Below are 13,477 nucleotides of genomic sequence, written 5' to 3' on the forward strand. Positions count from 1 at the left end.
CACTGATTCACCCCGCCGGCATCCGGTCACAGGGTACAAAACCAATATTAGTTAATGATTATTGATTGCAAAGTGATCTTGATCACATATCCGAGATGATAACTATATACGTGAACAACATGGTTTCATATATCGTTTTATAATTCATCATGACAAATGCAACAGGCGGCAATACTTTCGTATTAACAGTTGAGACAAAAGATGGATGGATTTTTTTAATTCAATTTTAAGACGTCTTGTTTCACTATCAGGACAACACGTACAATTACCCAAGTAACATATCGAGAAAAGTTTCGAGCCTCGTAATGTCAAACCTGGCGGCATTCTCCCAGGCATGTATTTCCGTGCAGGCGTAACCGGGTACTGCTGACGGGTTTAGTGCGTTAAACAGGAATATGCCCTGCTCTTCAGCCAGCTGTTGATGCCGTTCCATCAACGTCACTGCATCGCCTTTCAGGTAGAGCTGGAAGAAATTCACCTGCGGTGGATCGGGATTCACGATAACCCGGTCATGAGCCGAAAATATTCCCGCCAGCTCACGCGCACGGACATTCCAGGCCGGTATCTGTGGCAACACCTCGTGCATACGCGTCCGCGCTGAAACAACAAACGGGGCCTGGGTATACAGATTGCCGCCGTGACGCCGCTGCCAGGTTCGGCTTTCCTGGATAAAAGATTCATTGCCAAGCAACATGCTGCCACACATGCCGCCGATATCCTTGTAGAACGAGACATAGATGCTATCGAACAACTCCCCGATCTCGCCCAGGCTCCGGCCATAATAATCCTGGCACTGCCAGATGCGCGCACCATCAAGATGAATGGCAATCTCTCTTTCACGACACCACCGGCTCATCGCTACCAGCTCATCCCAGTCAGGCAACTGACCACCAATCATGCGCATTGGCAACTCTATCAATACAGCAGCCGGTTTTGAGCCAAGCCTTTCGAGATCAGTCAAATTCATTACACGATGCCGCATGGCTTCCGGTGCGCCGAACTGGATACGGCGCAGGCCGTGCAGATACTGGTAGCCAAGATACTCCGCGATTTCCGGGTGTGATTCCGGGTGCATGGCTACAGTCAGATTAGCAGCACGATCACACCAGATGCGCAAGGCGATCTGTTGCGCCATGGTGCCTGATGGCATAAATACGGCCGATGCCTTGTTAAACATCCCCGCGACTTCAGCCTCAAATTCGCTGATGTATTCTCCTGCGCCGTAAACATCCGGCGCTACAGATTCGTCAACGACTTCAGCCAGGGATGACAACATCTCCTTGACGTTTAGTCTTGAGCCGTGGCCTGGCAGTATGTCAGTGCAATTCTTTAATATCTCACTCATATCTACGATGTCACCATATTTCTTGTGCGCCCTCCCCGGCAAAAGTATCTGCGTTGGATAGCTTCAGCAACGGGCGAAAACACGGGGCACATCCAATACATATAACCGGTATCAACTTCCGGGTTCGAATACTACAACGGTTCCGGGAATCCAAAAAGTCTGTGCCATGAATCGGCTCCTGAAACATCTTTGTGCGATACACGGTTCGCACCGGGCATAAACCTGAATCATCAGCGCTGACAAAATACTTGCCATTTTACTGGCATCAGTTGGCATCACTTCGGGGAAATATTGCTGATACACGTAGTACGCACGGGGAATCTGTTCTTTATCGATCCGGAAAGGGTCACTTATTGCGGAATGACTTGCCGAGTGCGCCACTCTTTTTTCCGGTTGCGCAGCCCGTTATTGACAACCACGGTTGCCATAGGCCGATACGGCAGGACCTGTACCTGCAAAGACCTGTGGCCAGAACTGATACCGGCCAGCCTGTCGTGGAATCAGCCTGGAACTGGGCAGGTTTTTCTGTCTCTATATACTGCGCCGGGGAGGGTGCTTGGCGCCAAAGCTGGACGGGTCGACGGGTTGCTTGTTAACCGGTTTTTTTGCGCTTGCCTCGGGCGATGCGCTCACTCATGTTGCGCGCACAATCTTCAGCATACTGCGTTACCTGCTGTAACGTTCCCCTGCGGTTCCCTACCAGGGTATTGCGACCCAGTGCAATTTCATAACGATACCAGTTGCCGTCCTTTATTCCTGCCGGCCGCTCAGCTTTTTCTACTGACAGGACGTGATACGACTCTTCAGGTGAAGCTGGCTGATTCAAGGTTTCCATTCATTTGACTCCATAAATTGGAAAATTAGGTCTACCGGCGAGCCGACTTTCGCCCCTTGCCGCCAGGTTTCTCGTGCCTGACTTGCAGTGTTTTTCCGTCAATAATTTTTCCATCAAGGCCGGAAATGGCGTTTCGTGCCTCGTGCCCTTCCATCTCAACAAAACCAAAGCCTTTGCAGTCACCGGAAAAGATATCCTTCACCAGCTTGACGGAGCGCACTTTGCCAAATTCGGAGAACAGCGTTTCCAGGCCGGTTTCAGTGGTTCCTCGTGCGAGATTGCCAATAAACAGTGTCTTCATAACAAACCCTCATTGGCATTGACCTACCGGAAAAAACAAACCCCGCAGGCGCGGGGTTGTCCTTGTAGTACTGCGGGCCAGGTCAGACTCTGACGTTGGAAGCCTGCGGACCCTTGGGACCGTCTTCCACATCAAATGTCACTTGCTGTCCTTCTGCCAGGGTGCGGAAACCATCGCTGGCAATAGCGGAAAAATGTACGAATACATCCTTGCTGCCATCAGAATTGGTAATAAAGCCGAAGCCCTTGGATTCGTTAAACCATTTAACGGTTCCTGTTGCCATTTTAAACCTCTTGAGAAAATTGAATTGAACACAATACAAAACTGACGAGGTTATTAGCAGGAGAAACCATTGGGAAGAACTTCTGACAAGAACCAGGAGAGTATGTAGTGGCGGAGATTCTACGGCAAAATTGGATCAATAGACAGCCTGACAAGCCCAAATCGGGACAATTTTCGGTTTGTTTTGGGAAAAAACCGGAAAAACTACAAAAATTTACCAAAATCCGGGCCAACCCGGGCACTGGCTACCGTTATCCACGGCTTGAATTCGTCTGCACTAAGCCGATTTGTTGAAGGCTTAATTGACGTTGTCGTGTCCGTAATACAGTCGACGCCATCCCTTTTTGCGTGTTTCGTGTCACTCATTTCCGCCTAATTAAAACACGCTACCCCCCAAGGGCGGGCATAATTCCCGTAACTGTTCAGGACAAGGCACTTCCCCGCTGTGGCATGGTCCTTTAAGACTTCTGAATAACTTCAGCTTGACTCATTTCGCAATACTGACTCCGGCCGCTACTGGATACAATTCGCCCTGATTTGCTGCCTTGTTCCAATAAACCGGCGTAAAAACATGGCAAATCAGCCCGGTCCACACCTGGCAGAATATTTACAAGGCTTGCTGTTATCCAGAATGCGGCAAGGCTGTGCGAGTTTTTGGTAACGCGGGTTTCCAAAAATACCTGATTCCGACTTAAAAATTAGCTATTGGCCTTCATTCATTGAATACGGCACCAGCCGGGCTGTGGTGGTCGGTAACGGGCTGCCTTGTTCCGGAACCCGAACTGTTTCATATTTTTGTTTGTATTCCGACAAGTCTGTAGACAACCCTGGTTACCGGTTTCTGTAAAAAATATACCACCAGGACCGGAACAAAAAATATCGCCACCAACAACAGAATCATGGAATGACCGGACTTAAGAGGAACTACGGAATTTTCGGCAGTCACCCTGTAGATTGATACAGAACTGAACCCACTGTCTCCCGCCATAAAGATTTCCACTTCCTGTGAATCACCGCTATCTTTCAATACTTTCACGGTTGCATAGGCCTCGCCTTCCGGTTCCCACCGGTAACTCATTTCTTTTTCCGGCACACGGAAATCAAGGTCTGGATACTTGGTTTTGTACCGCTCTGCGTCGTCGGTTCTATATGGAACCACATGCAATTCCGGCGTATGTGATTTCTCCTTTGCCATAAACGCAACAAAAAACATCGGGAGTGTGCCTTGCTGATCCAGATCCTTGATATCCAGATACGGGCTTTTCACATACAGCACACCCATCCCGGTACATGACCCCAGTAACACGATACTCATGGTCACAATTACCAGAATTCGTACAGCTACCTTCTTTGGCGTCGACGACTTCATAACCAAACACTCCCTGATTTAAGCTCAACCCGGTCTCTGAATTATCCAGATTAGCCAGACGTCTTTCTGGTTCCACTCCAGGTTCATATAAATCATCAAGCCCTGTACCTGATACATTCCTTACGAACCGGGAATTTCTTCATCAATATTGTTCCCGCAATACGGGCAATATTTCAGGGACTTTTTGACCGAGAACGGGCTTCCCGCGTACATGGCGATAACACCCCATTGACCATTGCATGCCGGGCAACGGATAAAAAACAAGGAACCGATTATCAAGAAAAAGAAAATACCGAATATAGACCAGGCTCCGACCGCCACGGAAACAACTATATTCTCCGAAACAAACGGCAGGACCAATCCCAAGATTATGCAAATATCAATAAGTACGGAAAATATTCTCTTTTTTCGATTTAATGCTTCCCGGATAGTCATTCCACGTACTCCTGATCGATTTTGGTTGCCATAATATCATCTTAATATACATAATTTTAGGCAGACAACCGGAATAATTTCATAACTTGTGCCGCGTACAAATGGGTATATTTACGGATATGAGTATACCTGCAATAACAAGACTGGAATCTGCTACACTGCTCTGGCAAGAGTCGTACAGGTCTCGCTTTATTGCTACGGGCAACCATTATGCCGGGCGAATTGATTACCAAAACGTAACAGCGCAGTTATATTTTTGCTGACCCTGATCTTTAACCCTGGTTCACCATGGTCTCTGCATTTATTAGGCGCCCAGTCCGGCAAAACTCTTTTCTGGCCGCATCCAGGTTGTACGGCATCATGGTGAGACACATATCCAGAATGGCGCGCCATAGCACCACATCGTATTTGTTCAAGTCACTCCCTGGATAATGCTTCTCTTTTCACCTTGCAGTAACCGCATGCCGTCAACGACTACATCTCGCCATCGCGGTACTCCGTCGCAACATCTTTGCCGGGAACGCTGTTTTTGCCATTCCAGGCAAATAGCCTGTACCCCCGGGACTATCAAAATCTGAACATTTTCATTTTTTTACCCCCGCCATGATGCAACAGACGGGGATTCTGAGTCGCGCCAGGCGGAATTATGATTTTTTCCGGCTTCGGGACCAGTCTCTTCCCGGCCAGGCTCGCGCGCAACCAGGATGGTCCGGCTTCATTCCGGCCAATCAAAAAAAACGGCCCACGAAAGGGGCCGTATATTTCGAGATGGTGATCTCATTTTAGCGTCAGGTTAACGCTTGCTCCGCCGCAGGCGGGACAACAGCCTCCTCGCCATGTCGCCAAACATTTCTGTCTGGGTCGGGTGCGGATGAATGGCACGCGCCACCTGCTCCAGCGTCATGTCACCGGCAACCATCATCACGCCTTCGCCGATCAGCGTATCAGCATGGTCAGCAAGGAAATGTACGCCGATGATACGGTGCGTATCCTTGTCGGCGACGATCTTGATCATGCCTGAAGTCTCGTTGGTGATCATGGCCTTGGCATCAATGGCCATGGGCGCTTTCACTTCAACGGGATTCATGCCGCGAGCCTTGGCCTGATCAACCGACAAACCGACAAACGCGGCCTGCGGACGGGTGAAAATCACACCGCAATCCTTGGCATCGTCATACGGGAACGGGTGACCGGTCAGAAGATCGGCAACAACGCGTCCCTGCTGGCCGGCCGTGTGGGCCAGCATCAGGCCGCCGATAACGTCGCCCACGGCAAAGATATGCGGCACGTTGGTACGACAATATTCATCGACCTTGATAACACCGTTCTCGGCCTTGACGCCACACTTGTCCAGCAGCAACGGTTCCAGTACCGGGCGCTTGCCAGTAGCGACAATGACATAGTCACACTTGAAGTTCTTGGTCTTGCCCTCGGCGTTTTCATAACTGAGTGTCATATCACCGGGCTTGCCGGAAATCTTCTTGGCCTTGGCAGATACTTCCAGGGTCAGGTTCTTTTCTTCGTTGAGCAGCGCGGTCAGGTTCTTGGCAATTTCCGGCTCCACTTCTTTCAGTGGCCGATCAGCCGCTTCCAGTACCGTGACCTTGGCACCGAGATCGGAAAAGATCTGCGCCATCTCAAGACCAATCGCGCCGGCACCTATGACACCGAGACGCTTGGGCGCATTCTTCAGCGACCAGACGGTATCAGATGTGAGCACGCCCTTGTTGTCGTGGCCATCGATAGGCGGCACAAACGGTGGCGCACCGGTGGCAATAACCGCGACACCGAACGTTACGGACTTGCCTTTCTTGCCATCACCGGGAATCGCGCGAGCATGCGGATCATCAGAATTGCCGCCGGTATCAACAAAAACTGAATGATCCGATTCAAACCGGGCAAAGCCCTGGATGACGTCAATCTTCACACCCTTGTCAGTCTTGAGGGCCATGTCGCCACGAGTTTCGAGAACAGACTTGCGGGTCTTTTCCAGCTTCGCCCAGGACAGGGTCGGTTTGTTGGTCCCCTGCACACCCAGGTGCGAGTCATGGGCACGATCGCGTACACGATCAGCGCCGGCACGCCAGGCCTTGGACGGGATACAGCCGCGCCACAGGCACTCACCGCCGGGGAACGGCGCGTCGTTAATCATGGCCACTTTCTTGCCATGCTGGGCAAGATCGCGGGCGCAGTCTTCACCGCCCGGACCGCCGCCGATAACAACAACATCGTAATCCCAGCTACCTTTTGGTATTTCAACCGGGGCAATAGCGGGCGCAGAAACAGCTGCTGCTGCCTTCGGCGCTGGCGCCTTGGTAACTGCCAATACCGGGGCCTGGCCGCTGAGCCATACCGGCTGCTCAACAATTTGCCTGAACACACCCAGGAACTTGGCCGCGTCGGCACCGTTGATAATACGATGGTCAGCCGTCATGGTAACCGGCATGCCTTGCGGGCCGGCGCTGGCAATAGCAAAAATCGCTGATGTACCCGGTGTCGGGATCGCATCAAACTGCGCCACGCCGAGCATACCCATGTTGGAAATGGTGAACGTAGGGTTGGAATACTCATCAGGCTTCAGGCGACGTGCGCGGGCACGATCAACCAGGTCAGCCCAGTCAGCGCTCAACTGGCCGAGGTCCTTGTTCAATACATCACGCAGTACCGGCACCACCAGGCCCATGCCTTCAGTGGATACGGCAATACCCACATCGATCTGGTCGCGCTCGACGATGCGGTCCTCGTGCTGGTACACGGAGTTAACGCCCGGGAACTGTTCGATAGCCAGGGCGGATGCCTTGGCCAGGGCAACGGTCAACGATACACCCTTGGCCTTGGATTCTGTCTTCAGTGCCGACTCGTCAATATTGACGGTAACGCGGAACAGCGGCATGGACAGTGAGTATTCCATGTTGTGCGATACCGCTTTTTCCATGGCGGTCATCGGTCGACCTTCACCGGCCACCTGCAGAATACGCTTGGTAGAACCCTTCTGGATGCTGCTGTTCATGACGTCAGCGGCGACAATCACGCCGCCAGGGCCGCTACCGGCAAGGCCGTTCAGGTCAATACCGTGGGCACCGGCCAGTTGCCGTGCGTAGGGTGTCGCCTTGCCTTTACGTGGACGCGGTGCCGGTGAAGCGCCGTGTGGCATGGCCGGAATACGGGTCTTGGGTTTGGCCGTGCCATGGGGCTCGGACTTGGGCTTGGCGGTCGGGGCAACCGGGGTTGGAGCGGAAGCGCCTGTCTTGGAACTGTCTACCACCTGGTCCTTGTTCTCGACAAGATAGGCAATAGGCTCGCCAACAGGCACTACGCTATCAACTTCCAGCAAAGGACCAGACAGGTAGCCTTCACGGAACACTTCAGCGTCCATAACCGCCTTGTCGGTTTCCACCGTGGCGACAACCGTGCCACGCTCAACAAAATCACCGATACTCTTTTCCCAGCTGACCAGGGTACCTTCGGTCATGGTGTCAGAAAGCTGCGGCATCTTGATGGCATAGGCGCCTTCTGTCGGCGCACCCTGCTCTTCTGCTACCGGTTCGGACACTTCCGGTTCGGCCGCCGCCACCGGTACATTACCGCCCTCAATAACAGCATCAGACGATGCCACCAGCTTGGCCATGGCGCCACCAACCGGGATCACGTCGCCCTCGGCTGCCAGCGGGCCGGAGAGATAGCCCTCGCGGAACACCTCGACATCCATGATGGCCTTGTCAGTTTCGACAGTGGCGACAACCGTGCCACGCTCAATGTAATCGCCGACCTGCTTCTCCCAGCTTACGACGGTACCTTCTTCCATCGTATCGGAGAGCTGCGGCATCTTTATAATGTATTCATCTGCCATTTTCTGACTCACAACCTTTCAGTTTAGTTAGCAGTTAGCAAACAACCGGCTACTAAATCTTGCCCATTACCTTTAATGCACCCTGGTAGACGTCATCCGCATCGGGAATGGCGGCTTTTTCCAGCTTGGCATTGAACGGGACAGGAACGTCGGCAGCATGGATACGCACAGGCTGTGCGTCCAGTGCATAGAAACAGTCTTCGATCACAGTTGCCATGATTTCCGCACCCACGCCCACCGGTGCTTCGTCTTCTTCAGCAACCAGGAAACGATGGGTCTTTTCTACGGAACGGCGAATGGTTTCGCGATCAAGCGGCTTCAGTGAGCGCAGGTCCAGGACTTCGGCGCTGATCCCGTCCGCTTCCAGACGCTTGGCCGCTTCCAGGCACAGGTGAACCGAATAGTTGTAACCAATCAACGTAATGTCGGTACCTTCACGCACGATCTCCGCGCCTTCCAGCGGACGGAAAAATTCTTCATCAGGAATCTCTTCCTTCAGGTTATACATGCGCTCATGCTCGATGATGATGACCGGGTCATTGGAGCGTACGGCTGACTTGAGCATGCCATAGGCATCCAGCGGGCCACGTGGTGTCACCACACGCAGGCCGGAGGTGGACATGAACATGCGCGCCAGTCGTGCAGAATGCTGTGCCGCCAGCTGGTGCGCTGTACCGCCAGGGGTGCGCAATACGATCGGGCACTGCAATTGGCCGCCGGACATATAGCGAATCTTGGCGGCGGCGTTAACAATGGTATCAAGCGCCAGCAGCGCAAAGTTAATAGACATGATTTCAATGATCGGGCGCATACCAATCATGGAAGCGCCGATACCGATACCGGTATAGGAGTTTTCGGAAATCGGTGTATCGATAATGCGGTCGGCGCCGTACTTCTCCCACAGGCCAGAAGTGGCTTTGTAGGTACCGCCGGCAACGCCGATATCCTCACCCATGGCAATGACCATCTTGTCGTTTGCCATTTCCTCGTCATGGGCACGACGGATCGCTTCCCAGTATGCTGTTTCTGCCATATTTATATCTCCCGTCCTTACTGTTGCAGCGGGCCGATCCAGCGCGGATCGGGGTTATCATCAAGTACGTAACGATCCAGTTCTTCAACCTTCGGTTCCGGACTTTCCTCGGCAAACTTGACGATATCGTTTTCGATTTCGTTGTCGATTTCCTTTTCCATTGCCTTGATGTCGTCGGCGGTCAATACACCGGCATCAATCAGGCGCTGGCTGTAGATTCTGATCGGGTCACGCTTTTCCCATTCCAGTTCTTCGTCGCGGGTACGGTAACCCTTGGCATCAGACATGGAGTGACCACGGAAACGGTAAGTCATGAATTCAATGAAGTACGGCTTGCTTTCCTTGCGCACGTAGTTAACAGCCTTCTCGGCTTCAGCCATAACAATATCAATGTCCATGCCGTCGTGCTGGCTGGACTTCATGTTGTAGGCCGTATCCACACGCTTGTACTGATCCTTCTGTGCCGTGGAGCGGCTGATCTCGGTACCGATGGCATACTGGTTGTTTTCGCAAACAAACAGCACCGGCAGGTTCCAGACAGAAGCCATGTTCATGGTTTCATGGAACGTGCCCTGGTTGTTGGCACCATCACCAAGGAAACAGATGGCGATCTGGCCGCTGCCCTTGTGCTTGGCGCCCAGCGCCAGGCCGGCGGCCAGCGGGAACGGTTGTCCAACCAGTGCGTAACCACCCATGAAATTCTGGCTGGCGTCGAAAATATGCATGGAACCGCCACGACCCTTGGACGAACCGGTTTCCTTTCCATACAACTCGGCCATGACTTCGCGCGCCGGGGCGCCGGTCTTGATGGCATGAATGTGATCGCGGTAGCCGGTGATTACGTAATCGTTTTTCTCACCCTGGCCGACTACAGCCTTTTCAAGAACACCAGTGGCGACCGCTTCCTGGCCTGAGTACAGGTGCAGGAATCCACCGATTTTGCGTTCCATGTAGGCTTCGAAGGTGCGATCCTCGAAGCGACGATAAAAAATCATTTCGCGCAGCAAGCGCTTCTGGTCTTCTTTGTTCATGGGTCTCCCTGATGCGTCTCTTGGTGGGGGGAACCTAATATATTCAGGTTTTACCAGATTGTATTTGGGCCAGATCAAGCGTTTGGAACACTGACAGGCGGTGTTTAAAGCGCCGGTATGATCGTGGTTTTGTGGAGTTAGGTCAAGATCGGCACAAAATCACGTGTTTTTCGTGCATTTACAAAACCCCTGGTTTACGACAAAAACGTTGATTTCTGCACAATAGCGCCTTTTAGATGCCTGTTATCCAAATTTAAGCGCAATTACCTGCGCGTTTTTGTGCATAATCTTCAACACTGGATTTCATGGCCGCTGGAATAAAATCGACACCGCAACTGTTCATACCATATTAATACTCAAAGCCATAACAATCGGCCAATAAATATTTTTTCCGACGGACGGCCATACCGACCGAGGATTGCCCTTTCGAGCGACTACAACCAGGTAAGGAGACCATCAACATGAATATGAAACTGCCACGCACATCCACCGCCGGTATTGTCCTGCTCGCGTTGTTGCAATCTTCCTGCGGGGGCAGCAATGGCAGCAGTGACAATATCTCTGGCGCGCCGAATATCTTTACACCTACCGTAACTATCGACACCAATGGGTTCAATGTTGCCAGCATTCCCTTTTCTGCATCTAGCACGGGGGTGCTGAAATGGAAAATTACCGGCACCGATATTTCTTTCCAGATCAGCTGCACCACGACCGGTTGGGTGGGAATGGGCATTAACCCGTCGGGCTCCATGACCGGGGCCGATATTGTCATGGGGTATGTAACAACCGGGGCAACCGTGGAAGACATGCACGCTACCGGTTTTTTTGCACCGACAACGGATATTACCAATCACCTTTCAGGCGTATCCGGCACAGAAATCGCCGGGACGACAGAACTGGTATTTACGCGGGCACTGGATACCGCAGACAGCCAGGACAAAGTCCTGGTCGCGGGGCAGGACACGATCATGCTGTTTGCCTGTGGACCCGGTGGTGCCGACAACTTCATGACCCAGCATCAACACAAGGCCGCGCTCAAGATCAACCTGTGACGCCAACCCGGCGGGGCCAACAGCCCCAAACCGGGGCTGTCATGCGTGACTGGTATCGCCTGCCCTCCTTACCCCAGCTTTTTTGGGCCTAAACGGACCGTCAAATAGCTGTCGCTCGCTTGAATTTCTCAGGATTCTCCCTTAGGCTTTGCCACCAATCAAATTAGTCAACTTTTATAATCGATTCGATTCATTAACCCCGTAAGAGGAAAAACCACATGAAGAACCCACTGGATTCCATCACCGGTACGATTGTATCCGGTCTGATCCTGACCGTTATTCTTTATTATGTTGTGCGCAACTTCCTGATTGCTGCCGGCTAAATAAAAACACGCGCATAAAGCGAATAACAGACACCCTGTTCCCGGGCGAGCCAAGGCTTCCCGGATGATTCTGGAGAAAGAAAACCATGGAAATCTATCTTGTATTTGACCGCTGGCTGCACGTAATGGCTGGTATTACCTGGATTGGCCTGCTGTACTATTTTAATTTCGTACAGGTACCCGGCCTCGGCAAGGCAAAGGCCGACGGCACCGCTGCCGGCATTACCAAGCACATCGCTCCACGCGCACTGCTGTGGTTCCGTTGGGCAGCCCTGGTGACCTGGCTGACCGGTTTCTCCTACCTGCACGGCCTGGGAATTGCCGCTGACGCGTTCCTGCTTAAAGGCAATGCATCCATCATCGGCATGGGCGCCTGGTTGGGCACCATCATGCTGTTCAACGTATGGGTCCTGATCTGGCCAAACCAGAAAAAGGTTCTGGGCATGGTCGAAGCGTCTGATGAAGAAAAAGCCCGTTCCGCACGCGTTGCACTACTGGCTTCACGCACCAACACCATGCTGTCTATCCCGATGGCGTTTTTCATGGTGGCAGGTCCACACGGCGCAGTTCTGTTCTCATAAGAACTTCAGGTGCTGAACCAAAAAGCCCGGCCCGGATCATGATTCCGGGCCGGGCTTTTTTATGACCAGTTGCTTCTCCCGGGCTACCTGAGGTGCTTGTATATAAATGCAGCGGCGCGCTGATTGGCATCTTTCGATGCCAGGTCATCGGCAAAGGTGCGAACATTGTCCGGCCGGAAATCGAATCCGCGACCGACGCCTGGATAAATTACCAGGGTGGCGTCGCGGTTTTTCTCCTTGAGTGATTTCGTTGCCGATTCGATCGCGCGGCGACGCTGGTACTGCTCGTCTTCGCCAATAAAGATCAGGGCCGGAACCTTCAGTTCATCCGCTTCCGGCGCATAACCGTATACCTGTGACGGCTCGGGTGCATTGGGATCCTGCATATGCGGATACCAGGAAACATAACAGGCCACGCCTTTTTCCTGCGCCTTTTTGGTGACAGCCGCCTTAAGCGTGTAGTAACCGCCGCGTGTATGCGAAACCAGGCAGGTCTTGCGGCTGCTGATATCCTTGCGCTTTAGCACAACCGGTACGCCGTTGGCCACATCGTCTTCAATCGTGTAGTCGTGTTCGTAGGGCAGCGGGTCCATAAAGCGTGAACCGTAAATATCCGGCGCTACCACGACAAGGCCACGTGCGGCCAGGCGGCGGACCTTGGCCTGGATCAGGTCATCCAGTCCACGACGACCATGCACGAATAAAATGCCCGGGTATTTCCTGGTGTCCGCCGGCCGGGCCACCATGGCCCGGATCTCGTTGTCGCCACTCTTGTAATTGATCCACTCAGTTCTGACCTTGTGATTGGCGACCGGCTCCAGTGCGCCCTGCTCCCACCAGCTGGCATCCCACCACCATTGCTCTCGGGCATTATATTTTGCCGGCTCGTGCGCCCAGCCAGCAGCACTTGCCAACAACACGAGAACCATGGTCACACCAGTCAGCAGTTTCGGAGTGTTTCGATTCATAAATTCCACCCTTGTAGAATGTGCAGTCTTCTTTGGGACGAATACAGCCTCCATTATAATCCGTTTTTGTCA

At 52.6% G+C, this 13,477-nt stretch carries 11 protein-coding genes; 2 read left to right on the top strand and 9 right to left on the bottom strand.

Annotated features, from left to right (window positions below):
• Window positions 1-265: 265 nt before the first annotated feature.
• The 8 genes from OEZ10_02275 to pdhA form a co-directional block, all read right to left on the bottom strand.
• Window positions 266-1,345 (bottom strand): beta-eliminating lyase-related protein, encoded by a 1,080-nt coding sequence (locus OEZ10_02275; GenBank protein ID MDH5631801.1) that lies wholly within the window; start codon window positions 1,343-1,345, stop codon window positions 266-268.
• Window positions 1,346-1,937: 592 nt separating this feature from the next.
• Window positions 1,938-2,180: a hypothetical protein gene (locus OEZ10_02280; protein MDH5631802.1), complete on the bottom strand. Its 243-nt coding sequence runs from the start codon at window positions 2,178-2,180 to the stop codon at window positions 1,938-1,940.
• Window positions 2,181-2,211: 31 nt separating this feature from the next.
• Window positions 2,212-2,481 carry an RNA-binding protein gene (locus OEZ10_02285; protein MDH5631803.1) on the bottom strand — a complete coding sequence of 90 codons (270 nt, stop codon included), beginning with the start codon at window positions 2,479-2,481 and terminating at the stop codon, window positions 2,212-2,214.
• An 82-nt stretch (window positions 2,482-2,563) separates the two neighbouring features.
• A complete protein-coding gene (locus tag OEZ10_02290; protein ID MDH5631804.1) occupies window positions 2,564-2,764 on the bottom strand; it encodes a cold-shock protein in 201 nt (66 codons plus the stop codon).
• A 786-nt stretch (window positions 2,765-3,550) separates the two neighbouring features.
• Window positions 3,551-4,132, bottom strand: coding sequence for a hypothetical protein (locus OEZ10_02295; protein MDH5631805.1), 582 nt, complete (start codon window positions 4,130-4,132; stop codon window positions 3,551-3,553).
• A gap of 1,228 nt (window positions 4,133-5,360) precedes the next feature.
• Complete coding sequence (locus OEZ10_02300) at window positions 5,361-8,417, bottom strand: FAD-dependent oxidoreductase (protein ID MDH5631806.1); 3,057 nt, start codon at window positions 8,415-8,417, stop codon at window positions 5,361-5,363.
• A gap of 52 nt (window positions 8,418-8,469) precedes the next feature.
• The gene (locus OEZ10_02305) at window positions 8,470-9,450 is read right to left on the bottom strand and encodes an alpha-ketoacid dehydrogenase subunit beta (protein MDH5631807.1); all 981 of its coding nucleotides are present in this window, start codon (window positions 9,448-9,450) and stop codon (window positions 8,470-8,472) included.
• A gap of 17 nt (window positions 9,451-9,467) precedes the next feature.
• A complete protein-coding gene (gene pdhA, locus OEZ10_02310; GenBank protein MDH5631808.1) occupies window positions 9,468-10,481 on the bottom strand; it encodes a pyruvate dehydrogenase (acetyl-transferring) E1 component subunit alpha in 1,014 nt (337 codons plus the stop codon).
• 461 nt (window positions 10,482-10,942) lie between these two features.
• Here pdhA and OEZ10_02315 point away from each other — a divergent pair, with 461 nt between their 5' ends.
• On the top strand, window positions 10,943-11,533 hold the full coding sequence (locus OEZ10_02315; GenBank protein MDH5631809.1) for a DOMON domain-containing protein: 591 nt from the start codon (window positions 10,943-10,945) through the stop codon (window positions 11,531-11,533).
• A 409-nt stretch (window positions 11,534-11,942) separates the two neighbouring features.
• Window positions 11,943-12,437, top strand: coding sequence for a urate hydroxylase PuuD (locus OEZ10_02320; GenBank protein MDH5631810.1), 495 nt, complete (start codon window positions 11,943-11,945; stop codon window positions 12,435-12,437).
• An 83-nt stretch (window positions 12,438-12,520) separates the two neighbouring features.
• Here OEZ10_02320 and OEZ10_02325 read toward each other — a convergent pair whose 3' ends face one another.
• The gene (locus OEZ10_02325; protein ID MDH5631811.1) at window positions 12,521-13,405 is read right to left on the bottom strand and encodes a dienelactone hydrolase family protein; all 885 of its coding nucleotides are present in this window, start codon (window positions 13,403-13,405) and stop codon (window positions 12,521-12,523) included.
• Window positions 13,406-13,477 lie beyond the last annotated feature (72 nt).

The organism is Gammaproteobacteria bacterium, from assembly GCA_029880545.1.
Classification (GTDB): Bacteria; Pseudomonadota; Gammaproteobacteria; order Acidiferrobacterales; family SZUA-150; genus JAOUOD01.